Genomic DNA, 25326 nt, shown 5'->3' with positions numbered 1-25326 from the left:
TGGGTTGATGCACAGGCGCTGCCCACAGCCAACGCCTGTTTGTCCGATCAGTTCTTAACGGTATCGAATATTTCCTTGAAACCGTCCAGTACTTTGTCGACTTTGTTTACTTCGCCGTCTTTGGGCGCAATAATGGTCTTGCCCAGCTCTACGGCTTGCTTGAATATTTCAGATTCTTTGTCACGGAGCTGTTCGGGGATCACAGCAAACACATAGTCGTCGTTGATCTTGGCTTCCCAGGGCAATACACATTTCTCGCCGGTCTTCGGCGTGAGGATCAGGCGGTATACATAGCCGCGGGTATCTTTGTCGGTGTAGATCGTCTTTTCGATTAGCCCCTGCCCTTTTGATACAGTCAGCGGAATGTTGGTTTCCACTTCTTTGCCGAACTTCTGGTAGCGCAGCTGCAGCGTAGCACGGGGAATACCCATCTCCTGCATTTGCGTCAGGTCACCCTCGAATTGAATCGTGCGGGGCACCACCGGTGCGGTCAGGTTGATGCCTTTCCAGTCGCCTTTCTCCCACTTCGGGTCGGGCGGATAGATGTTGCCTTTCAGGTTCCAGCTGGTGCGGTATTCATATACGTCCGGGTTTTTGTCTTCGCCGCGAGCATACGTCAGGCTTGCCAGTGTACCTTTTGCCAGCGTGGTCTTGTCGATGGTGATAGCGTCCTGGAAGCTGTTGCCGTTGCTGCGTTTCTTGCGAATATCGACCGATACGGCGTTGACTTCATCACCAAACATCTGCTCGGCCTGACCGTCGAGGATCAGGTGTATTTCGCGGTGTTGGAAGAAAGGGTCGTTTAGGTTTACCGACGTGACGCACTTCGCGTTGTGCTTCACGCCGTCGTACCAGGAGGCCAGGTTTTCCGTCAGCGTTGATTCGTGTACCACGGGAATACGCAGCTTCAGGCTATAGGTCTCGATCCCTATCTTCGTTTTGCTTTCAATCCGCTTGGTGTTGAATGTATATTTATACAGGTCTTCTGACGGCTGGTAACGTTCACCCGGCGCCGGGCTAACCGGCTTGCCTTCTTCCGGCTCTGCAAAATCCTTTTCTGCTACAGACGACAGGAAGTATTCCATAAAAGCGTCCGTTACTTCTTTGGCAATCGGGTTATCGGGCTTCAACTGGTCAAGCTTGATCACAACGGCTTTACTCTTCATGAGGAAGCTGACGAGCGAATCTTTTTCTGTATCGGTAATCTCATCATCCTTTAAGCTGTTGCTGAATGGCATGGTGTCGTCATCTTTATCGGTGTGCGAATACTCGCGGCTATATTCCTGGTAAATCCGGCTGATTTCCGTCCAGTTCACGGTGATGACGCCATCTACGGCAGGGGTTAGTACCTCGTATGCAAAGCGCAGGCTGAGCGACACGTCGGTGATCGAACGGGCCTTCTCAAACGTAGCGGCCAGCAATTGCGCACCGTTCTTTTCCAATATGGCGGCTACGGCCATCTTGGCGCCCGGTACCAACGCGGCTTTACCCGAGGTAACCATATTGGGAGTAAACTTCTCGTTGGTCAGCGTGCCCGATATAATGCGAAAGGTCTCTCCTTCGATGTCCGACTTCAGTGTAACAGGGCCGACGACTTTGGGATTTTTTACTTGCGCATATTTTGGGTTAACGCTCTTCAGATCGCCAATCTTTTGGGTAATCTTCTGCTGTAGCTCCTTTTCTTGCGCGGGGGTTAAGCCCCACTCCATCAGGAAGTGCATCAGGGCGCCTTGTACACCCCCAGCCGCTACGGTCTCTTCTGTCGTATACTTTACGAAGATGAACTCCGGCGTGCCGTCTTCCTTTTTAGAGAGCCGCAGGTTGGTGGGCAAGTAATAATACTCGTTGGAGAAATAGTTGTAGGATGAGCTGGAGGCCGTGTTGGCACGGCCGTAGGCAATTACCTGGAGTCCGTCAGATAAGGTAATGCCTACCTTGTTCTCAGAATCGAGAACCTGACAGAAGCCAGTCAGGCATGCTGACAGGAAAAATCCGATCAGCACGAAACGATTAATCATTGGTCTTTTCATGGTGTGTAGATTGATTAAATAATACAGAGTTGATGAGGCGTTCCTGGACGAAGGATTTTTCGACCTCGTCGCCGGCAGCCTTGATGATCTGCACCGGCAGTTGTGCGACGACGGTCTTGTAAAACTCGTTGGGGGTGGACGACCAGGTAAACGGTATATATTCTTTTGCATCCAGGCTTGTATGCAGCAAGCGGTTCAGGCACAGCAGAACGAAGTCCGTACAGTTGTACTCCCGCGAGTTAAAGTACGGCCGTTCCTCCTGAATGCCGGCTACGATCTCTTTCAGGCGCGCATCCATCATGGGACTGGTGCGCAGGCGTACGAGCGCGTCGCACGGATAGTCGTAGCTGTGCGGCAGGCCCCGGGTAAGGAGATAGTCTGCTGTGATGCGGGTCTCTGCTGACGAGCGCGGCAACGTAAAGTAGCGTGATGCCAGGTTGTCGTCGTGTTCGTCCCACCGAATCTCGGCAGGCCCCCACAGGTCGAAGTAGGTCAGCGACAACGTACGGATGGTATCATTGTACGTGGTTTTTACGCGGTTGATAATGGTGTCGCGCACGGCAATCGTATAGTTGTCAACGGCCAGGCCCACGTGGCCCGTATGGCCATCGTGCGTGGTATAGATCACGAGGTAAATGTCCGTGGGCCTGGCAGCCACGTGGCTGATGTTTACGACAAACAGCATGCAGAGCAAAAAGCGCATCGTATTCATGGCGTTACGTTTAATTGTTTGAGAATGGTCTTAAAGGGCAATTGTAGCGTTACCGGGCGATCGAGCACCGCCCCGTGTGCCGACCGCAGTCTATAGTAGTAGGTGACGGCCAGCGTGGCGGTAACGCTATCGGGGTCGCGCAGGCAGCGTTTGAACTCTTGCACGCCATCGGCATCAAACCGGAACGATAGCGCCATACGCGCACCAGGCGTAGACGGCGGCACTTGTGCCCGCTGTACACTGCGTGTCAGAATCGTGGTCAGATTGTCTTTGCCTACAATGCGTACGCCTTCGTCTGCCGCGCGTACCACGGCCGGGCCAGACAATACAGCCAGGGAGTCGTACCGTGCGCGGAGCTTTCTCTGCACACTGTCCTCGCCCCGGGCCGGTAAGCCCCAGTCGGTAAGTACATGGAAGATACCGCCCGCCGGCGAGCCTCCCTCCGGTTCCCAGGATATGAAGGAAGCTTCCAACACTTGCGTGTCCTGGCGTTGTGAAATGTGTAGCGCCGGCGGCAGGTAATAGTAGCAGTGCGCACAATCGACCATGGCATATACCACCACGGTGGTTCCTTTTACCGGTATGGCCACGCGGGAGGACTCCTCCAACAGCTGACCGAACAGCGGCAAGGGCAAGAGCAGGAACAGGGCAAGGCCGGTCTTCATAGCGATTAGTTGTTTACAGGGATTTCGTCGATGAGAATAACACCGTATTCGTCCTCGCCACTGACGGCGACCTTCTTACCTTCTTTATAGATCCACGTGACCTTGTAGTTTACTTTGTCTGTGCCGAGGGGCAGGATCGCTTCGAGGCTATAATCTTCGCCTTCTTTACCCGGCTTACCAGGCTTGATGGTCACCCGATCTTTGCGGGTGTTGCCGAAGAAAGGGTATTCAATATCCACGGCTACGGCGATGATACCGGCTTTTTGCAGGGCGCCCATATCGCCCATCAGGTCTATGCGGCGATACTTATAGGGTGTATGTAGATTAATGACGGGCGTATTGGCGGATACCCATCCTGTGCTGTAACTGCCGTCGCGTTTGAAGTGCCACTGCGTGTTATAGTCGTATTGCAACCAGTCGGTGCGGTTAGCATCGTTCTTGTTGAGGTAGATCATTTTGGAATTGCCGGTATAATCTTTCAGCGATGCCTGGCTGAGGAACATTTCCCGCAGGGTCTCGTCGCCATTCTGATGGCGCTTGCGCAGTGTCACGCTTACGCTGTTGATCATATTCTCAAACTCGTCGCGGATGCTGCCGTCGAGATTCACGAGCACCTCGCGCTGTTGGTACGTGGGGTCGTCGATGGCCACCTTGCGGAAGATGCGTTGGTCGGCTCCATACCGCTTGTGCAGGTCGCCGATATTGAATGTCAGGAGGTGGTGGCGCGACACCAGCTTTCGGCTGTTGATCTGTACCACGGTCTTGCCACTCGTGCGAACGGTTTGTTTCTTATAGACATCCGATCCGCCGACAAGGCTGCCCAGCAGGCCGCGGTTGCCAAAGATCTCGTCCAGCACGCCGCGGGTCTTTTCCGGGGGAATCGAGTCAGGGCGAACGGGGTCGAACATGAGCTTCAACAGCCGGTCGTAGGCAACGGTGAGCAGGTCGGAGGCGATGCTGTCTTTGCCATATGACTCCATGCGGATAGCGCCATTCTGCACCAACGAACCAAAGGTCTTTTCGACATCGCGGCTGTAAAAGATCGCGTCAACACTCTCGTGCGAATATTCACTTTGTTGCACCTGCGACCAGTCTACGACTAGTTGGCCGTTATACGCACTGGTCAGCCCGGAGAACTCGAGGTCGAATGTAATGGAGATATCGGGGGTGTTCATCTTAAAGCTCTCCATCAGCAGCTGTGCTTTGAGGGGCTCTACGAGGAAGGAGAACGCCACCTTCGAGTTTTGAAATACCGGGGCGATGCCCGTGCCAATCAGCTCTTTCTGTTCCTTACCGTCAATGAGCAGGCTCGACACCAGCATGAACTTGCCGGCGGTGATTTCCACCGGGCTCGTTAGCTTGAGGTCGCGGCGTTTCAATTTTCGGCGTAGCTCATTCTCCGCTTTGCGCACTTGTTCTTCCGGGGTATCGTACAGCACCAGGAAATGGATCAGGCCGCCACCGTTGGCCTCGGTGATCGCACTACTACTCGCAGCACCGTCTGTTTTGACCATGGCGTATTGCATGAAGGAAAATTCAGGCAGGTCGTTGGCGCCGGTGGCCAGCCGCCCGCGCGACGGCAGGTATTTGAACGTGAGGGTGTCGCCATATACCGGGAAGCAGATCAGCCCCGCGGCTTCGACATATTCTTCGGTCAACACCGGCTGGGCAGCCAGTTGCAGGGACGTCAGACCTGCCAGTAAGAGTATAAAGCCAATCTTTTTCATGGTATTTATTTCATGTCTGGAGGTATCAGAAAGAGGTAGTCGTCGGCCAGGACTTTGAGGTCATCCTCTACCTTTTTTTTGCCGGAGTACCAGCTTACCTGGTAGACAATCGGTTGCCCGGCGTCGTGGTATATCGTTGCTTTGGGCGGCTCGGTGTCGCTGTTCCGCAGCAACAGCATCTTTCCTTTATAGGGCCGTCCGAATAAGATGGATGCGAACCGGACACTAATTGTCTGAATCTTCTGGTCGTCCAGGAGTTGCTTGTCGACGCCCAGCTCGATGATGGTCTTTTTCAACGGCGGCTGTATCGATACTGATGGCAGATCGGTTGAAAGCCAGCCCGTGGCCGGTGTTGTTACCATACTGTCGACGCCGATGAACTTCCACCCTACTTTGTATTTATAGTGCAGCCATCCGTTGGTGCGATCGCCGAGGCGCTGGTAAGTCAGGGATTTTACAATGTTGCCCGAGTCGATGGCCATCTTGTTGAACTGTAGCACGCCGCTGTAGCTATTGGCGCTGGTATCCGGATAGTCCTTCTGCACCAGTATGGAAGCCTGGTCGATGATGTCGCCAAAGGCATGGGTAAAGGCGCCGTCAATCTGAAAGTGGATATCGCGCTGTTGGAAGTCGGGATCGTTCATATCGACAATGCGGAAGTAACGCTTGTCGTCCTTAAAGGCATCGTAGAAGCCGCGAATGTTTCCCGCGGAATATACCGGTACTTTAATGACCGTGGACTGGGTCATATCCAGGGTGAAGTGAAAACTGCGGATCTCCTTCTTAGACTTTAAGACCAGCTGGTCGTCCGGGATATATTGTTGTGTGCCGTCACCAACGAAAAAGCGAACAAAGGCGCCGCGTTGGTACCGTTCCTTGAGGTCTGAGGGTTGTGCAGCCGTGGTAGTCGCCGGTGCTTTCGCCCAGCCGGTATTGACATCGAACATGGTGTCGAGTACCCGCTCGGTAATAATATTGAGAATATTCTGGTATACTTCGCTTTTGACGTCCAGGCCGGCGGTCATATCCGCCACGTCGATGGTAATGGCACCCGTCTGGCACAAGCTATCGAGCACGTGCGAGGCCTGTTGGCGGCTGAAGCCCGACTGTTTGTTTTTAAACGAGCTGAAGTGATTGTATACCAGCTCCAGGTCTGCGTTCACCCGTGCTTTATACGCTTTGATCTTGGCGCGAAAGTAGCCTTCCACGACGACAGATACATCCGAGGTAGCGCTGCTAAAGGACTCCCACAGCAACGTCGCCCCTTCGGGTGGCAGGTGCGCGGCGATAGCGGCCTTCGAGCCGGGTAAAAAGGGTGCACTACCAGAGGTAATGACCCGCGCGGTAAACGGACTTTCGCCGTTGGGATTGAGTATTGTTGATACAATACGGAAGCCCGGGGCTGTTTCACGATCATCGTATTCCTGCATCGGCACCGCGCCCATTAGCGATGCCTTGGGGAATCTCTCCCGTAATTTTTTTTCTAGCAAACGCGCCTCGTTCGGAGAAAGGGAGAATTGTACCAGTACATGAAACAGCCCACCTGAGCTCTCGCGTGTTCCGCCGGTGTATTTGATACACGAAAACTCAAAGTCGCCGTTCTCGAGTACCGACACCCGTGGGTAAGGTGGTATGTAATAGTATGCGTTGCTATTCTCACTGTCTTGCAACAGTTGGATGCCATTGACCTCGATCCGGCCTTCGTCGTACTTGACGATGGCCGATGCCGTGAGCACCGGAAGGAGACAATACACCGCGACACATACCAGTAATCTAATCATATACAAAGGGGTTAAGGGAATTCCTTTTTATATTTCAAGGCTTTGTCCGGTGGGAAAGCAAGTGGTTACCAGAAACAGGAAATATTTTTTTTACTTCTTTCAACTATCTTTCCGATCGCCAGGCGACAGAAAATAAAAATGGTTTTTAGGAGAACCTTTTGTTATTTTGATGGACAAAGGAATATTATAATGGACTTGCGGATTCGGTCTTTGATAAAAGATATAAAGGAAGACAATCACCTGGTTTTGAAAGCGCTGTATAACTATATGAGGCCTGAATTCCTGGCGTGGTTTAGCCGGCGCTATTACTGCCGGATAGAAGACGTGGAAGACGCCTACCAGCGGTCTTTCAACATCTTCTATTTCAACGTGCGGGAAGACAAGGTTGCGATGCAGGAGATTAAAGCCAGTACCTACCTCTTCTCCATCGGCCGCAACATCATGCTGCAGGTGCTTAATAAAGAGCCAAAGAACAGAACGTCGCTGGAAGATGTGCACGAGCGATCGATGGAGCACGTCAGTATTGACTATGACATGGAAGACGCCTACCGCAAGGAGGTGATCGTGCGATTGCTCAATCAGCTCGACGAGACCTGTCGAAATGTACTGGTACTCAGTTTCTACCGGGACTTTTCGATGGAATCCATCGCCACGGAACTGAACTTCAAGAGTGAATCGGTGGCGAAAAAGAAGAAACATCTTTGTATGAAAAAGCTGAAGGAACTTGTCGACAAGCACAATATTGTGCGCGACAGCCTGGCATAAGAGGGGTATAAAATTTTGCGAGATGGACGAGGAACTGGAATTTGAATGGATTGAAAATTATCACAAGGGCCAGCTGAGCCTGGACGAGCGTCAGGCATTTCTGGACCGGCAACAGGCCGACACCGCCTTTGCGGGCAAAGTACGCTCTTACCGCGAGATCATGGACGGCATTGCTTACTACGGTAAACAACAGCCCTTTGCCGAGACCATTCGCGGCTGGGAGCAGGAGATCAAAACACAGGCGGGAGCAGGCACGCTTACCGCGAATCAGACAAACACGGCTGATAATACTGTGCCCGATAAGAAAATCGTACCGCTGTACCGCTCGTATGTCTATTGGGCGGCCGCCGCGGTATTGATACTGATTGTAGGCTCGGTATTGTTGTTACGCCCCACCCCAACAGAGACGTTGGCTTTATACGAAACATACTATAAACCATATCCCGACGTCTTTAACCCTTCGGTGCGCGGCGAATCCAGTACATCGACAACCTCAACACGGGAGAAGGCTTTTGCCGCGTACCGTGCGGGCCGTTATGAAGAAGCGCTTCAACTCTTTCACGCGTTGACCGGTGATAATCGTCAGGAACAAGACAACATCCGGCTATACCTCGGAAATTGTTACCTGGCCCTGGATTCGTTGGACGCTGCGGGCAAGGCCTTTTTATCCATCGGCGCGGATAGCCACATTGCCAGCCAGGCAAAATGGTACCTCGCCATGACATACCTCAAGGCTGGAACCGCCGATCGTGCAAAGAGTGTACTGCATACGTTGGTGGACGAAGGCGGCAGCTATGCAGACCGGGCACGTGAGATACTGCAGAAAATAGAATAGTCTATTTTATATAAAACCCTTTAATCCCACTTTTATGCCAAAAACAAAACCCCTCAACACAACCGACAGTACCCGTGACATTAATGACACGCGGCCGGCGATGAAAAAGCCGACAAAAAAAATAGTCGCTACGCTAAGCAATACCAAATCAACCATTACACGCCATGGCAGCACGAAACGAAAAGGATAGTACTAACGACATTAACGACAGCCGCCCGATGATGATGATCCGCACGGCGTCCGCAGCGACTGGCGCGCTATCATTGCTGTTATACGTTCTCTTTCAAATACTTCACTGCGGGTGCCGATAACCCCGGTATAGATACTCTGTTTCTCACCTTTTTCCAGGTGAGAAGCAGGGTTCCTGTTACGACCAGAAAGATCATGCCGGTCACGACACTGTATAAAAACGGATCATCCTCTCCCGGTATAATCCGGTGGGTATTGCCCCACGACACCATCCCAGCCCAATAAGCAGGATGCGACGTATACTGATCAGCCTCCTGTAGATATTCGCGCTGCGCCAGCGCCAATGCCCTACCAATTGTCTCCTGGCCCAAGCCTGCATAAAACTTTTGCATGAGCGATGCCGTGGTACCGTCATCGATACGCCACAACGACATGACTACATTGCGCGCACCTGCATGGAAAAAGCCGCGCGCCACGCTGTAGACACCCTCTGCCTGAAAAGATTTGCCATAGCCGGTCTCGCAAGCGCTTAATACGGTTAGGTCCGCCTGTAACCGCAAGTTGTATAATTCATGGGCAAAGAGCTTGTCATCCTGAAACTGTAAATAACAATTATAGATGTCTTGCGCGTCGGCTTTACCGTGCAGGGCGAGATGCAGAATGGCATAGTCCGGTGCTTGCTCCAGGAACGAGCGTTTACCGGCTGTTTTACCTGCCATAAACGTGCCCCGCATAATGTCGGAAATTGCCTTTAGTTCCTGGTGTGCTCCGGGTAGGCTCCCGGGAGTTTGCTCTGTACCGTCTGACCACCCATAAGCCAATAGGTTGCGGCGCTGCATGCGTTCCACCGGATTAGCAAAGAGCGAAGCAGCGTCGTATGAATACGCCACAGACGTGTGACGCACCAAGTAATCCAGCTGACGATAATCGACGCCCCCTTCCTGACGGGGCGGCGTCAACAACAACGCCTGGAACGGTAGCAGATTCAAAATACCATCCGGGACAATAAATACCGGTGGCAATGCCTTATTTGTTTTTAGATTACAAGCACGGAAAATAGGAGCCAGCAGCGTTTCTCCCAATTGGCTGGCCAGGTGAGTATATACAGCATAGTCATCTTGGAGCAACGTCTCCCGAATACCTGCCGCGAACAGCTCGCCCAGGGTGCGCACATCCTCTTCGATCGTTCCGATTGGTAGCCGTAGCAAGTGCTCTTTGCCGGCAAAAACAACAACAGCATAGATATACGTTCTCCCCGTAAAATATTCGACAAAGACAGCATTATCGCCCAGTTTGCTCTTCAACAAGCTAAGCTCCAGGTGGCCGGAGGGCTGATCGACCACGACGGCCCCGGGATATTTTGTGCCAATCCGTTCTTGCCACAGTCGGAGCTTTTCTTCCTCCGTCACCAGGGAAGTGTTGATGGCACGTTCAAGAGAGTCCGAAAGAGCCTGTTGTTTGCTTAGTCGCTGTTGTAACGTGGCGATGGCATGCCGGATGGTACGTTCCTGCTGTATAATGCTGTCGGGAATTTGTCGTTGCAACTGCCGGCCTACCTCTTCCAACCGTACACGCAAAATGCGGCCTTTGCTTTTATCGATCAGGTTAAAGGCTTCGCCAATATACCGGGCGTCGCCCGTGCGGCCATAGAGGTGATAAGCACATGCCAGCGCATTCTCATAAACGGTGTAGTTGGTACCGACAAACCGCAAGCGTGAGCTCTCGCGGTCCTGTGCTTCCCAATGCAGATCCATCAGCCTGTCCGCGAGTTTAAAACAGTCCAGGGCCAAACGCCAGTAAGTATACGGCTGGCCGTGCTCGGCGGCAAGTTTCATGAGAAGGTCACCTTTTTGTGATAGTTCCCGATAGCACTGTGGAATATTCTTCAGACGCTCAAACGAAGGATTGCGCATATCGTCCGGCGCCCGCATTTCTTCATTTACGGCAATACAAATACCTCGTTGTAGATAGAGTAACCCCTCCTTATATTTCCCTTCTTCTTCCAACACCTCGCTGATGTGCCGGCAGACATTGGTCATGTCCAAGGGATTGGCATCGGCATAATGCTCCAGCATCGCGAGTGCCTGGCTGAATTGCTGCAGGGCCTGCTCGTATCGGCCGTCGGCGTGTAATGCCTTGCCCCGGATGGTCAATACATTGGCGATCTCCACAGAGTCATTTGCATTGCGTGTCATCAATATATGACGTGCGCTGTCTATACAGATCAGCGCCGGTGAGATCCGTTTGGAGTCGGTGTAGGCAATCGATAAGTTTCGGTAATCATTGGCCATCTCGGTTGTATACAAGGTACCATTGGCACGACGCAGACCAATTGCCTTTCGGTAGTACACAATAGACTTATCATGCGCCCCCTGATTGTTGTAAATATTAGCCAACATACCATAACAACGGATCAATGCAGGCGTGTCGACCGGACGCATACGCTCCAGGGCGCCAATGGCCTGGAAGGCATAGCCACTTGCCTTTTCAAAATCGTTCTTGATCCGGTTCGTCGTCGCCAGGTTATAATAGCTGCGGTAGAGCTGCTTGAGGTCAATCGTCACGGATCTTGTCAGAATTTCAACCGCATGCAGGAAATTCTCTTCCGACGAAGCATAGTCCCGCAAGGTGTACCGGTAAACTTCACCCAGGCCGTTGTAACTTTCAGCGACAAGCACATGCTCGTTGCCGAGCAATTCACGACGCATCGACAACGCCTTCCGGTGAAATTGTATTGCCTTCTCCGGTTGGTTAATGAGGTCGTACAACACCCCTGACGTGTAGAGAGCATCCGCTCCTTCCTTACTGCCAATATCCGCATGGGTGGCCATGGAACGAGCACTATCCAGGTATAACGTAGCGTGATCATAGTCCCTGCGCTTCATGAAGACATTGCCGATGCCCGTACAAGCTGCCATGTGCTGTTGGACAGCATTGGCGAGCAACCCTCGTTGCGCGACGGTTTGGTATAGAAACAACGCACTATCATATGCGCCGCGCTGGTATACTTGATTCGCTCGGGTTAATAGATGCTGGATAGACTCTTGCTGTGACGCGACCGCATTGGCGTTCGCGAAGAAGCACCACAGCACGATAACAGCCAGAAATACATTTCTACTGCGCATAGAGGGGTCCGGGTCAGGGAAGTGCATGCAAGGTACTATGCGCGGCTTCGATATGTACCCGCTCCTTGCATTCTCCGGAAAAACACCCTAATTCAATACCTTATTTTACAGGTATACTTCTGATGGTACCTACGCGTAGGATGGGGTCATGAGATGAGCATCGCCGCTTTCGGATTGCAATGGTAATACATTGATCTCCTGCCACCGCATGCGGTATGCATTCATGGCAAATTTACCGAGCTTGTTTGTAAGCCGATGATTGACGTATGCACCGACTACCGCACCGATGCCGGGTATGAGTTGTAACAACTTTGCAAGATCGATATAGTCACGGTACTCTTGTTGAAAACTGCGCCAGTCGAATTGATGAATGTCGTCGGGCAAGTTCTTTTTTTCTTCTGACCAGCGCGCCATCGTTGCATATGTGTTATTGCGGTGTTTCTGGCTGGAGAACGCAAGCTGAAAGATGTGCAGCAGGTAGACGCGTTCTTTGTAATCGCGGGTTTCGAATCCGTATGCGGCCGCGATCTCAAACAACATTTTCATTTTGATACTGAGCCAAAGTGGAAAGTCGGCAAGTCCTAATAAGAAGCCTCCTGCACCGGTGATGGCGCCTTCAGTTGCGGCGGTATTCGTGTAGACACGTATCCGCTCCATCACTACGCGTTCACGATCTTGAAGTGATCCCTCACGCACGGCGGGACGATTCGAGATCTTCGCGCCAAAGATCATGGCACGCGTCATTTGCTTGATGGCTGTCGTCAGGGCGCGATGCACTTTCTCCGGTATGATGCGGTTCACGCGTTGCTGCATACCGCGGGATAGCATATTGAGCAGCGATGGTCTGCGCTGCATGTCGTGTTGCCATTGCCGGAGCTCGTCGAGCGCCTGGCGGTCGTACGGTGTGGAGAGGTATGTGATACGCTGCATAATCGTGTCCTTTAAGATTGTATACGTGAAATGTTGTGCCACGTTTTCCAGACAGATGCCACTCCTGCACGAGGAATTTTTTCCACAGCCCTCGTCTTTAACGTGTCATAATTTGTTCGCGCGATCGAATTTTTCTACTTTACTTCCCATCAAACAGCCTGTTATGGAAGAAAAAGAGATCAAGATCAGGAAGGGTGACAACGATCTGACAAGCGAGGTAAAAGGTTTCGATCAGGTCGTGTTTCTACGCTGGAATGCAAATGTTCCGCTACTGTATAATGGCGCCATCATTAACAAGGGGGACACGGTTCGCAAAGAAGATCCGTTTATCATCTCGCAACAAACGACTGAGCATGAATTTATTGCCACTATACAACTTCGATGACGTAACGCTTTTTATCAAAAAGAGGCCGCCTCATGTATTTGAGACGGCCTCTTTGTTTATGCGGATCTGTATTTTTATTGTGCGAGGTATGCGTCGTTCTGCCCCAGGTTGGGATTGAGGTCACGCTCTGCCTGCGGAATCGGGAATACAAAACGTCCGGCATTGGGATTCACCATCATTTCTGTTAAGGCGAGCTCCGTGCGGGTGTAATCGAACCACGCTTCGCCTTCAAACATCATCTCGAACCGCTTCTCATGCTGCACGTCGGTTACAAAGGCTTGCCAGTCAGTAAAGGTGCTAATGTCTTCCGTCTCCAGGCCGGCGCGGTCGCGCACAGCTTTGTAGTAGGTGTATGCGTCGTTGGTAACGCTTTGGGCGTTGCGCGCTTCTGCTTCAGCATAGATCAGGTATACCTCGGCCAGGCGGATGATCGGGAGGTTTTGCGCAGCCGGACCCGCCGGATATTTGCCAATGTAGTACTGGTCCCCCACTGGCAGGATATTAAAGTCCCGGCGCACGTCGGATACATCATATTCGTCATAGATGGCCTTGCTGGTAGAGAAAATCCCGCCGGTCTGTGCAACATTCTTCGCCAGCTCGTTTTGCACCTGCGCGTCATATTGGATCTCAAAGATAGATTCCGTGCTGTTTTCTTTCGTCCACACGTCACCATAGGTTCCCGGCAGTGAGTAGCCGCCGTTCATAATCACATCGCCCGCGAGGTTTGCCGCCTGCAGGTAATCGCCGCGATACAGGTTTACTTTTGCCAGCAGCGCTTCTGCCGCCCATCGGGTGGCGCGCCCCAAATCTGCCGCGGCGGTGTAACGGCTCGGCACTTCTTCGTAGCCGCTGAGGTCGGAGACAATTTGATCGTATACTTCTGCGGCCGGTGCGCGTGTCACTCTCAGGTCTGTCGAGCTGGACGTAGTAGGTGTTGTGATCAAGGGCACGTCACCAAAACTCCGCACCAGGTTGAAGTACGTGAGCGCACGAATAAACTTGGCTTCACGCAGCAGTCCCGCACGGGTGGAGTCGTTTGCGAAGGTTACCTCGCCTGCGCGATCTTCGGATTCCAACGCCAGGATGTTGTTGGCTGCATTGATCGTGGCATACGAGTTCGCCCAGATGTTAAGTGTCCAGGGGTTGTCGATGTTCACGGTATTGCTGGTGAACACCATGTACTCCGGATACTGTTGAATACTAACCACCTGGCCTGCGGCGAACTCGGGGATGATGATCATTGCCCGCCCGTAGTAGTTCGCATTCACCAGGGAGTTGTAAAGCGCAATCATCGCCGAGGTAACACTCTTTTCGTCAGTGAAATACTGCTCGGACGAGATTTGGTCAATGGGCTCTTTGTCCAGAAAGTCGCTGCAGGAAACTGCTGTCAGCGATGCGATTCCTAAAAGGATATAGTAACTGAATTTTTTCATGGTAGCGTCAAATTAGAAAGTCATGGTAAAACCGCCGGTGAAGATGCGCGGCTGCGGATAGCTGCCATAGTCATACCCGTAGATCAAGCCGGGGTTTGATGCGCCTCCCTGCGATGTACCTACTTCCGGATCGTAACCACGGTACTTGGTAAATACATGGGCGTTCTGCACGGTAGCATATACGCGCAGGGCTTTGATGTGCCATTTGTCGGTGATGGCCGTAGGCAGTGTATATCCTAACGTGATGTTGCGCAGGCGGAAGAACGATCCATCTTCGATGAAGCGAGTGGAGATGGTGGCGTTGTCAAAACTGGCCGGCGCGGGGCGTGGCACGTCTGTCACGTCACCCTCCTGGCGCCAGCGGCGTGTCCAGTCTACCAGACCGTTGGAAGTACCGCTGCCGGAAAGTACACTGAACAGGTTGTAGTTGAAGATGTCATTGCCGTAGGAGAACTGGCCCATGACGCTCAGGTCGAAGTTCTTGAAGAAGAACGTGTTCGTGATGCCGCCAAAGAAATCAGGATTAGGATCGCCGATGATTTTGCGGTCTTCCGGGAAGGTCGGCGGGCCGACGGTGCCATCGTTGTGCTCGAAGTCGATCATGCCTGTCGTGGTGTTGACACCCACCATTTTGTAGCCAAAGAAGGAACCGAGCGGTTCGCCTTCGCGGGCAATATTCAGGTAGTTACCCAACCCGCCGAGGATGTCTCCATTGGGCAGCGACACAACTTTGTTACGGTTGAAGGTCATGTTGAGGGAGGTTGTCCACCGGAATGCACCGATCAGGTTGCGCGAGGTGATCTCAAATTCAAGACCTTTGTTTTGGATCTCCCCTACGTTCCGGAGGGCAGTGGCAAAACCGGAGGTGCGCGGTATTTGTACGCCAATCAAGAGATCCGATGTGTTCTTTATATAGTAATCCGCCAACAGCGTGATACGGTCATCGAGGAAACCTGCATCCATTCCGATGTCGATCTGCTCGGTGGTCTCCCACCCCAGGTTCGGATCACCCAGGGTTGATGGAATATAACCCGGCTGACCGAGGTAGTTGCGACCGCCTGAGTACAGGGAATAGCTGGCGTAGTTGCCAATGTCCTGGTTGCCGGTAATACCCCAGCTGGCACGCAGCTTCAGGTTGCTGATGTTTTTATTTCCGGCGAGGAACGGCTCCTGCGAGATCCGCCACGCGGCGGCTACTGCCGGGAAGAAACCGTAGCGATTGTCCGCGCCAAAGCGTGACGAACCGTCTACACGGAAGTTGGCAGTCAACAGATAACGATCTTTGAACCCGTAGTTAGCACGTGCAAAGTAGGATGCGATGGCCCACTCCTGTGCACCGGCGGATGCGCCCGTGACCGTACCGCCCGCCGAAATCCACTCGATGTCGGTACGGTTATAGTTTGAACGACGAGCATCAACCCAGGTCAGCTTCGATCCCTGAAAGGAAACACCACCGAGTAAGTTGATATGGTGCAGATCGTTCAGACGCTTATCAAACGTGAGGGTATTTTCATTTACCCACAGTTGATCACGTGTACTGCGGCTTGCGCCAAGGCCTTTGTCTACTACAAAGGCGCGGATGCCTGTGCCGGGCATAAAGAAGCGCTCATCAATGTAACTCATGTCAGCGCCGAAGTTGGTCTTGATGCTCAGGCCTGGGACGATCTGGTACTCCAGCGCCGTGTTGGCCAGAATGCGGAAGGTCTCGGCAATATTTACCGGCAGCTCCAGCATGGCCACGGGGTTCTCGCGTGATAATACGACCTTGTCAAGTCCCCACGATCCGTCTGCATTGTGCACCGGTATATTCGGCGGTGTCACAAACCCGTTCTTGGTAGCACCTTCTTTCGAGTTTTCCTCCTGTACGCGGTTGTTGATCGCGCGCGTGAGGTTGATATTCGACGTGAGCTTAAAGCGTTTGCTGAATTGATGGTCTACGTTCATGCGGCCGCTGATGCGCTCGAAGGATGAGTTTAACAGGATCCCCTCCTGTTTGTAATAGCCGAGTGAAGTATAATATTGGGTGGATTCAGATCCTCCCGAAGCAGCAAGCTCATAGTTTTGCATAGGTGCTGTGCGGAATATTTCGTCCTGCCAGTCGGTGTCTACATCTGTAGACATGACCGCCGGGTTCGGCGCAGTGCCCAGGTACTTGTAGTAGTCGGCCATGTAATCGACGTACTGGGCGGTATTCATCATTTCATACTTCCGCTCTTTCGGCATTTCTGACACCCCGGCATACGCGTTTACCATAATCTGATTAGTGCTGGGCTTGCCACGTTTGGTAGTGATCAGCACTACACCGTTGGCTGCACGGGCACCATAGATAGAGGATGACGCGGCATCTTTCAACACCTCAACAGATTCGATATCGCTTGGGTTAATGGAGGACAGGATGTTGATGCCCGAAGTGCCGCCGCCAAAGTTAAAGTCACTTCCACCGACGAAATTCGTGGTGCTGTTGACCGGAATACCGTCCACGACATAGAGCGGGTCAGAACCGGCGTTGATAGAGGTTGTTCCGCGGATACGGATGCTGACGCCACCGCCCGGTGAACCACCCCGCTGTGTCACCTGCACGCCACCAGCCTTACCTTGTATGGCCTGGCTCACGCTGGGCAGCAGGTCGTTTTCGATCTGCTCACCGCCAATGGTGGATACGGAGCTTGTCAACGTGGCGCGGTCCATTGTGCCGTAGCCCACGACGACCACTTCTTTCAGGACTTTCTGCTCAGGTTCCAATGATATATCGATACTCTTTTGCCCTTTGATGGGAACTTCTTTATCTGCGAGGCCGACGAATGATACGACCAGCGTCTCCTGACCGGTTTCGACCATCAGGGTATATTTACCGGCTGCATCTGTTACAACGCCCTTGGTAGTACCCTTTACCATTATACTGGCGCCGGGAACAACGCCATCGTCCGGCGAGGATACAGTACCCGTTACGCGAAATGCGCCGGTCGATACTGTGGATGTGTCTTGCGCGGCTACACGCGTGCTATCCGTTCTGGTACTATCGGTGCGGGTACTGTCGACTGCAATCCTGGCCTTTGTCGAGTCGACTTGAATCAACGAATCGGTTTGTGCCATAAAGGCTTTGTCCTCTTCGGAGATTTTGGTGGTGTCTGTTACCGGAGGTTGTGTGTTTGTAGTGTCACCCGGTTGTCGGTCTTGCGCCCAGCCCGCGGTGGCGGATAGAATGCAAAGACAACTAGCGTAAAAAAAAATCCTCATAATTAAAGTGTTTGTAAAGTCGCTTGGACGTAAGGTAAACTCATGCCACACCGCAAAAGGCGGGTAAAAGCCCTATTTAGTGGTCAAATGGCGTTGTAACAGGTAACAAATGGGGAAAATCTTAGAAAGGTGGTTCCACACACCTGTTGCGAAATTCAACAATCTGTGGTATTCGATCTCATAAAAAAACTGAGGTACACTTATTCCGAAATCGTTTGATATTCCCTTGATTTGCACGGACAAACCCAGATTTGCAGGTCGCGACCCCGGACGGCGGATTGATTTTCATCTCATTTTACACTAAACTTATAAACGAGTTTTTACCTGAGCAGACCTTGCAACCACTCCGCCACCATAGCGATGAAGAGCTTTTGAAGCTGATCCGCGCGTCCGATAAGGCGGCGTATGAGGAGATCTTTCACCGGTATTGGTATCGCTTATATAGGATGGTATTCAAGAGCACGGGCGAGCACGAAGAGGCGGAAGAGATCGTACAGGAGCTGTTTTTGAAACTGTGGAAACGACGCGAGGAGCTCAAGGTCGTGAACCTCTCCCACTACCTGCTGGGTTCCGTCCGGAAACAATTGATCGATAAGATCCGCTCGAAGATCGTCCACCAAAAATACTGGGACCACTACCGCGCTTTTATTCCCACCAGCGCTAACGAAACCGACAGCGCCGTGGCATTTGACGAGCTCAATGCTGAAATACAACAAGCCATTAAACAGTTGCCCGAGAAATCGCAACAGGTGTTTCGCCTGAACCGCCTCGAAGGGCGCTCCATATCGGAGATTGCGCAATTCCTGAAATTGTCTGAGCGTGCCATCGAGTACCATCTCACACAATCCTTAAAGCAGCTTCGCGCGCATCTGAAAGACTATATCATCTCCCTTCTGCTTTGGGTTTTTCTCTTTTGACAAGGCCTGCCACGGATACACCGTCAACGGCGGGGATGTCTCCGTGTTTAGCCCGTGTATTCTCCGAGTATAGCCCGAGATAAGCCCGTGTAGAAGGACGGAGATATGAGGGGCTTCTCCCACGCTCGGCTAACACTCCTGTCGGTTTATCCCAGCCAATTTGCCCATGGAATTCTCAAACGATTGCGCTAAAACGAAGAAAATCAGCTAGATCCGGCCTCGTAAAAAATTTTCGTCCGCGGTTTACGGTAAATCCCGACTTATCCGACTTCTATTCCAGATAAGGCCAAATAAACCGAACCGACGCGATGGACGCTAAAGAATTTGATTCCCTATTGGAACGTTACAACACCAACACCTGCACGGCTGCGGAAAAACGGCTTGTCGAACATTGGATGAACAACCTCCAATCGCAAGACATTGAGATCCCGGAACATGCCCGGGACGCTATAAAAAACAATCTTTGGGTTAAGATTGATAATCAGGTTTTGGCGGAGTCATCTGCCAAACCTGGTTTCGTTTACTGGAAAGTGGCGGCGGCGGTGGCGCTGCTGATTAGTTGCAGCTTTCTGCTATACCAGTACTTCACACCCGCGGCAACCGGTGATGCGCCGATGCGCCTGGCGGAGGGCGACCTTATACGCTTCATCAACACTACGCGTGAACCCGTGCGGGTGCCCCTCAAAGACGGAAGTACCATTGTCGTACAACCAGGAGGCGAGCTGCGATACCCGGAGACCTTTGGCAACCAACGCGAGGTATTCCTTTCGGGCGAAGCCTTCTTTGATATAGCACGCGACCCCGCGCACCCCTTCCTGGTCCATGCCAACGAGCTCACTACACGGGTATTGGGGACGAGCTTCGTGATCAAGGCATATGCCGACCGGAAGGAGATTGTCGTGTCGGTACACACGGGTAAAGTGTCCGTCTTCCCGACGGCATTGCCGGGGAGCATCACATCGTCGCGGGAAATCATTCTTACACCCAACCAGCAGGTGGTATACAAACGTCAGGAAGGTATAGCAGAGAAGCAACTGGTAGAAAGCCCGGCCGTATTGGTGCCGGTGCCGAGTACCACGCTGGTCTATACTAACGAGCCCGTAGCGAAGCTGTTCCGAACGCTGGAGACGATGTACGGCGTACCGATTGACTTTGATGAACACAGTATCGAGCAGTGCCGCATTACGACCGAGCTGACCGACGAAGGCCTCTTTGAGCGGATGGAAGTCATCTGCCACGTCATCAATGCCACGTATTATGTAGAGGATGGGCATATCCGGGTGGAGTCCCCCGGATGTACTGCGAATTGAGCCTGTTGAAATGATACGAACTAACCTAAACCCTAAACCCTTGCTGCCTATGCAAAAATAGCACTACACTCCCCATATTCTTTAAAAACAAAAAGAGGCAGGTGATGTCGTGACCATCCCCCACCTCCATCAAGCCCTGCTGAGAAATCAGCCTGGCCGGTTTTTGCCCTTTTCACAAACAAAAACATCTAAATCTATGAATAAATCCAGACCTGTTCAATATGGGCTGTTATTGTTTCTTATGCGAGTGACACTAATTAACCTATTGATCGTCTCATTCACCATATCCATGGTGTATGCTATTGACGCCGAAGCCCAGGAAGTGCTGGACCGGCGGGTGACGCTTGATGTCGACGCCGTCGAAGTACAGGACGTGCTGACACTGCTCGGCAAACAAGCAAAAGTCAAATTCACCTATAACCCAAGTCAGATACCGATTCACAACCGCATTACCATGCACGTGATAGACCAGAAGCTATCGGATGTGCTGACGAATGTGCTGCATGAAAATATAGACTATAAAGTTATCGGCAAGCAGATCGCCTTGAAGCCCCAGCAACCTTCGCTGACAACAACGGAGCAGCCCGTGGCCTCGACGACAGATGCCGTGTATGGTCCGATCATTACCGGTAAGATTACCGACGCTACCGGCGCACCTTTGCCGGGCGTAAACGTAATTGTAAAAGGAACGACGATCGGAACCACAGCAAATGCCAACGGCGAGTATACATTGGAAATACCGGGGGGCGATGCAATACTGGTATTCTCCTTCATTGGCTATGCCACGCAGGAAGTATTAACCTCTGGCCGCACCACCGTGGATGTTACGCTGGAGGAAGACATTCAGTCCCTCGGCGAGGTGATTGTAGTAGGCTACGGCACGCAGGAGAAGAAGGAAGTTACGAGTGCGATCTCGCAAGTGTCGGGTGACGACATACGCAAGAGCTCGGCTATCTCGATCTCCAACTCCCTCGCCGGGCGCATGCCCGGCCTGATCGTCAACCAGCGCAACGCCGAGCCCGGACGCGACGATGCCAGCATTTTCATTCGCGGTATTGCCACGACCGGTAGCAGCCAGGCCCTGATCGTCATCGACGGTGTGGCCAACCGCGACGGCATTTCGCGTCTGGATCCCAATGACATTGAAACGCTGACAGTGTTGAAAGATGCCTCGGCCGCGATCTACGGCGCGCAGGCTGCCAACGGCGTGGTGTTGATTACGACCAAGCGCGGCAAGACGGGTAAGCCGACACTAAACTATAGTTTTAACCAGGGTTTTGTCAGTCCCACCCGGTTTATGGAGATGTCGGATGCCGCCACGTTTGCACGCAGTGTGAATGATATCTTACCAAACTCCTATACCGACGAGCAAATAGCGCAATATCAAAATGGCACACGTCCCAGTACCAACTGGATGAAGGAGTCGTTTGATGGCCACTACCTGCAAAACCGGCACAACCTGACGTTGACCGGTGGCACCGAGGCGGTGAAGTACTTTATCTCCGGTGGTACCGCCTATCAAGGTCCGCTGCTGACGGGCGATGAGACTACCAAATACCGTCAGTACAACCTTCGCTCGAACATTGACGCGCAAATGTCAAAGATTCTGACCATTGGGCTCGACCTCGCAGGGCGTCGTGAGAACCGGAACTTCCTGCAGACCGACCCCAACACTACATACCAGGCAGCGCTGTTGACACCGCCCACGCTGCCTGCTACAATACAAGGATTGCCTACACGTGGACGTCTCGGACAAAATCCACTGGCAATTGCCGCCGGCAACGGATATGATAAGCTCGAGCGCACGGTATTGAACAGCACCTTTAAGTTTGACCTGAAGCTTCCGTTTGTCGAAGGCCTGTCCGTCGACGGCTTTGCCGCGCTCGACATCGTCAACGACTTCCGTAAGATATGGCAGCAGCCCTATACATTCTATGACGCTGACACGGATGGCAACCCGGTGCCGGTACAATCGCCCGAAACACCACAGCTTACCGAGAACTATCAACGGCAGGAGTCCGTTACGCTCAACGCCAAGCTGAAATACGAACGCACTTTTGGCGCGCACCATTTTACCGGCTTCGTAGCCTATGAGCAAAATAAGAACCGTATGGACAGTCTCTCGGCACGTCGCACGGGTTTTGAGTCGGGCCAGATCGATCAGCTCTTTGCCGGCAACCAGTCCAACCAAACGGCTAACGGCACGGCGCGTAAAGGCGCACGCCAGAACTACTTCGGCCGCCTGACGTACGACTTTGAAGACAAGTATTTTGTGCAAGCGCACTTCCGCTATGACGGGTCGCAGATCTTCCCTCCGGGCGAGCGCTTTGGTTTCTTTCCCGGAGTATCGTTGGGCTGGCGTATTTCCGAAGAAGCTTTTATGCAGAATCAAACGATCCTAAGCAACCTGAAGTTCCGCGGCTCGTGGGGCAAGTTGGGAAATGACCGGGTAAATCAGTTTCAATACCTGGATGTCTTTACGTTCAACACGCGGTCGGGTGGCAATTATGTGATCGGAGGGAACGACGTACAAGTATTGAATCCAAAAGTGATCGCAAATCCCAACATTACCTGGGAGAAGCAGACCACGCTGGATATCGGTTTAGAAGCGGGCTTCCTGGATAATCACCTGCTATTCGAAGCTGATTTCTTCCTGAGTAAACGAAAGGACATCCTCGCACAGCGTAACGTTACCGTGCCGCAGTATACCGGCTTGCTCCTGCCATCGGAAAACATTGGAAAGGTTGATAACAAAGGTATCGATGGCCAGGTGACGTACCGCGGCAACGTAGGTGACCTGAACTTTACCGTAGGCGCCAACATGACCTTTGCCCGCAACAAGATCGTATTCATCGACGACGGCAACATCTTTACAGAAGCTTATCAAAAGCGCGAAGGCAAGCCGATCGGCGAAGAAGGTGTTAATGGAACCAAGCTTGCGTATGAGGTCGTCGGCATATACCAGACTGAAGAAGACCTGGCGCAACATCCGAGCCCCGGCGCGCAGATTGGCGACTTTATATACCGCGATGTGAACGGCGACGACGTGATCGATACTGACGACCGCGTACGGCAGAACCGGACTTCCACACCCCAGTTGCAGTACGGCATTAACCTTGGTGCACAGTGGAAAGGATTTGATTTCAGCCTGCTGTTCCAGGGCCAGGCCCGCGCTACGCAGGAGATCACCTATAACTTTGGTGCGTCCAGCAATGCGGCGGCATACTTCCTGGAAAACGCCTGGCGCCCGGACTTCACCGATGCCCCGATGGCGCGCATCAACTCGACCTATAGTAAGCAGACCAACGATGTATGGCTGCGAAATATCAACTTCCTGCGATTGAAATCGATCGAGCTTGGTTATACTTTGCCACACGCGCTGGTATCACGTGCCGGCATCCAGAACCTGCGGTTCTATGTCAACGGCTTTAACCTGCTGACGTTTGACTCCCTGAAAAAGGACGGCCTGCCCGACCCGGAAAGCACGAACATTCAGGGATGGGTATTTCCCCAGACCAAGAGCATCAACTTCGGTTTAAACTTAACTCTCTAACGGATGCCCTGTATGAAGATCAAGAAATTACTATACATATCCCTTGCGGCCCTTGTGTGGATAGGCGTCGCATCCTGCTCCGACGACATCCTGGATCAGAAACCACTGGACTCGTTCAGCGAAGTAGACGTGTTTGTAGACAAAGCGTTGCTGACGGATTTCGTCAACGGTACTTACCGCGGCATTCGTCATCCGTTTGCCGAAGAGAATACCTTCCTCCTGCTCGATGCCATGACCGACAACGCCTATTCGCAGCACGGCGGTCAGACAGCACTACGAAACTACACACAGGGACTCATTACGCGCGACAACGGCGAGAGCGCCAACCTTGGCACCTGGAACAACGCCTATACCTATATCCGCCGGGTAAACCTGTTCAATGAAAAGACCGTGAACTCACCGGTGGAAGCCGCCGCGCTTACACAGCTGTCGGGTGAAATGCAGTTCATTCGTGCATACCTGTACATGGAACTGTTGAGCTGGTACGGTGGTGTGCCGATCATTACCACAACTTTCGACCTGGGACAAGCCGATTATGATGTCGCGCGTAATTCCGCGGAAGAAGTAGCGGCATTCATCGTGGCAGAGTGCGACGCCGCGATAGAGAAGTTAGGTGACGTTACAACGACGCAGGTTGGCCGCGCCACCAAAGAAGCTGCGCTGGCGGTGAAAGCGCGAACGCTGTTGTATATTGCCAGTCCGTTATATAATCCCAACCACGACGATGCGCGTTGGATCGCAGCCCGCGACGCCAACAAAGCTGTAATGGACCTGCCCGGGTTCCCGGTGATTGGTTCGGGGGACCAATACGGCGAGATGTTTAATGGAAAAAGCACAGCGGAGATTATCTTCGCCCGCCGGTTTACGGTAAACAATGCACACGGGGGTGGCTCGTGGGGTGTGAACCTCTGGCTGTATTCCAACGGTCTGGGTGGATGGAGCAATATCACGCCGACACAAAATCTGGTGGATAGCTATGAAATGACCAATGGTTTACTTCCCGCAGACAATGGTTCCGGATATGATCCTCAAAATCCCTATGTCGACCGTGACCCGCGCTTTGGCGAATCTATTCTATACAATGGTGCTGTCATTGCCGACCCCATCAATGGCGGCACGCGCGACATGCAATTCTGGACCGCACCGGACGGATCGCCGGACGGAACATTGCAAGGCAAGGATTCGCCCATGGGCCCTTCTGGTCCCAATGCATCGCGCACCGGCTATAATTTTCGCAAGTTTCTGGACGAAGGGAAAAAAGCAGATGCCGCCGGTGCCGATGAGAACCTGAGCCCATGGATCTATTTCCGCATTACCGAGTTCTACCTCAACTATGCCGAAGCACAAATCGAGTTGAACAACGACGACGCTGCCCGCACGGCCATTAACGCTGTGCGCGATCGTGTAGGCATGCCTGACGTGAACGAAAGCGGCGATGCTCTGGTAGCGCGCTATCGCAATGAACGCCGTGTCGAGCTGGCCCTGGAGAACCATCGCTTCTTCGACATCCGTCGTTGGGCGATCGGCCCGGAAGCACTGGATAAACCGGCTATGGGTGTAAAAATCATCAAAGACGCCGGCAACATTACCTACGACTACAGTTGGGTGGCGGACCCCAACCGCAACTGGGACGACAAGATGTATTTCTTCCCAATACCGTACTCGGAAATTCAGCGGAGTCACAACACACTCACACAGAATCCGGGTTACGAAACAAACTAAGTTGATTTGA

The 25326-nt window shown here is 52.6% G+C and carries 16 protein-coding genes; 7 read left to right on the top strand and 9 right to left on the bottom strand.

Going from position 1 to position 25326, the window contains the following annotated elements; translation table 11 throughout:
- Positions 1–47: 47 nt before the first annotated feature.
- From K7P01_RS21740 to K7P01_RS21720, 5 genes are read right to left on the bottom strand one after another with little or no spacing between them, the layout of a single operon-like run.
- The gene (locus tag K7P01_RS21740; RefSeq protein ID WP_267296690.1) at positions 48–2030 is read right to left on the bottom strand and encodes a hypothetical protein; all 1983 of its coding nucleotides are present in this window, start codon (positions 2028–2030) and stop codon (positions 48–50) included.
- Positions 2011–2742 (bottom strand): hypothetical protein, encoded by a 732-nt coding sequence (locus tag K7P01_RS21735; RefSeq protein WP_267296689.1) that lies wholly within the window; start codon positions 2740–2742, stop codon positions 2011–2013. The genes K7P01_RS21740 and K7P01_RS21735 overlap by 20 nt, the downstream gene beginning before the upstream one ends.
- The gene (locus tag K7P01_RS21730) at positions 2739–3407 is read right to left on the bottom strand and encodes a hypothetical protein (RefSeq protein ID WP_267296688.1); all 669 of its coding nucleotides are present in this window, start codon (positions 3405–3407) and stop codon (positions 2739–2741) included. The genes K7P01_RS21735 and K7P01_RS21730 overlap by 4 nt, the downstream gene beginning before the upstream one ends.
- Positions 3408–3412: 5 nt before the next feature.
- Positions 3413–5134: a hypothetical protein gene (locus K7P01_RS21725; protein ID WP_267296687.1), complete on the bottom strand. Its 1722-nt coding sequence runs from the start codon at positions 5132–5134 to the stop codon at positions 3413–3415.
- A 5-nt stretch (positions 5135–5139) separates the two neighbouring features.
- Positions 5140–6915, bottom strand: coding sequence for a hypothetical protein (locus tag K7P01_RS21720; protein WP_267296686.1), 1776 nt, complete (start codon positions 6913–6915; stop codon positions 5140–5142).
- 267 nt (positions 6916–7182) lie between these two features.
- Between K7P01_RS21720 and K7P01_RS21715 the strand changes: the two genes are divergently transcribed.
- Together K7P01_RS21715 and K7P01_RS21710 are read left to right on the top strand one after the other, a co-directional pair.
- The gene (locus K7P01_RS21715; protein WP_254085217.1) at positions 7183–7680 is read left to right on the top strand and encodes a sigma-70 family RNA polymerase sigma factor; all 498 of its coding nucleotides are present in this window, start codon (positions 7183–7185) and stop codon (positions 7678–7680) included.
- A 22-nt stretch (positions 7681–7702) separates the two neighbouring features.
- Positions 7703–8515, top strand: a complete 813-nt coding sequence (locus K7P01_RS21710) for a tetratricopeptide repeat protein (protein WP_267296685.1) — start codon at positions 7703–7705, stop codon at positions 8513–8515.
- Between the two features lie 269 nt (positions 8516–8784).
- On the opposite strand, the gene K7P01_RS21705 is transcribed toward K7P01_RS21710, so the two are convergent.
- Both K7P01_RS21705 and K7P01_RS21700 read right to left on the bottom strand, forming a co-directional pair.
- Positions 8785–11829 carry a CHAT domain-containing protein gene (locus tag K7P01_RS21705; RefSeq protein ID WP_267296684.1) on the bottom strand — a complete coding sequence of 1015 codons (3045 nt, stop codon included), beginning with the start codon at positions 11827–11829 and terminating at the stop codon, positions 8785–8787.
- 129 nt (positions 11830–11958) lie between these two features.
- Positions 11959–12759: an EcsC family protein gene (locus K7P01_RS21700; protein WP_267296683.1), complete on the bottom strand. Its 801-nt coding sequence runs from the start codon at positions 12757–12759 to the stop codon at positions 11959–11961.
- 163 nt (positions 12760–12922) lie between these two features.
- Here K7P01_RS21700 and K7P01_RS21695 point away from each other — a divergent pair, with 163 nt between their 5' ends.
- Positions 12923–13144: a hypothetical protein gene (locus K7P01_RS21695; protein WP_267296682.1), complete on the top strand. Its 222-nt coding sequence runs from the start codon at positions 12923–12925 to the stop codon at positions 13142–13144.
- 74 nt (positions 13145–13218) lie between these two features.
- Here the strand turns inward: K7P01_RS21695 and K7P01_RS21690 are convergent, their stop codons facing one another.
- Both K7P01_RS21690 and K7P01_RS21685 read right to left on the bottom strand, forming a co-directional pair.
- On the bottom strand, positions 13219–14577 hold the full coding sequence (locus K7P01_RS21690) for a RagB/SusD family nutrient uptake outer membrane protein (RefSeq protein ID WP_267296681.1): 1359 nt from the start codon (positions 14575–14577) through the stop codon (positions 13219–13221).
- 12 nt (positions 14578–14589) lie between these two features.
- The gene (locus K7P01_RS21685) at positions 14590–17814 is read right to left on the bottom strand and encodes a SusC/RagA family TonB-linked outer membrane protein (RefSeq protein ID WP_267296680.1); all 3225 of its coding nucleotides are present in this window, start codon (positions 17812–17814) and stop codon (positions 14590–14592) included.
- A gap of 335 nt (positions 17815–18149) precedes the next feature.
- Between K7P01_RS21685 and K7P01_RS21680 the strand changes: the two genes are divergently transcribed.
- The 4 genes from K7P01_RS21680 (at position 18150) to K7P01_RS21665 (ending at position 25316) form a co-directional block, all read left to right on the top strand.
- Positions 18150–18731: an RNA polymerase sigma factor gene (locus K7P01_RS21680; protein ID WP_267296679.1), complete on the top strand. Its 582-nt coding sequence runs from the start codon at positions 18150–18152 to the stop codon at positions 18729–18731.
- Between the two features lie 308 nt (positions 18732–19039).
- Entirely contained in the window at positions 19040–20041 is a 1002-nt protein-coding gene (locus K7P01_RS21675; RefSeq protein ID WP_267296678.1) for a FecR family protein, read from the top strand.
- A 196-nt stretch (positions 20042–20237) separates the two neighbouring features.
- Positions 20238–23594 (top strand): SusC/RagA family TonB-linked outer membrane protein, encoded by a 3357-nt coding sequence (locus tag K7P01_RS21670; protein ID WP_267296677.1) that lies wholly within the window; start codon positions 20238–20240, stop codon positions 23592–23594.
- A 12-nt stretch (positions 23595–23606) separates the two neighbouring features.
- Positions 23607–25316, top strand: coding sequence for a RagB/SusD family nutrient uptake outer membrane protein (locus K7P01_RS21665; protein WP_267296676.1), 1710 nt, complete (start codon positions 23607–23609; stop codon positions 25314–25316).
- The last annotated feature ends 10 nt before the right edge of the window (positions 25317–25326 follow it).

Origin of the sequence: Parachryseolinea silvisoli (genome assembly GCF_021190955.1) — a bacterium.
GTDB lineage: Bacteria > Bacteroidota > Bacteroidia > Cytophagales > Cyclobacteriaceae > Ohtaekwangia > Ohtaekwangia silvisoli.
The sequence above is the reverse complement of the archived record's forward strand: the minus strand, read 5'-3'. Positions and strand labels throughout refer to the sequence as shown.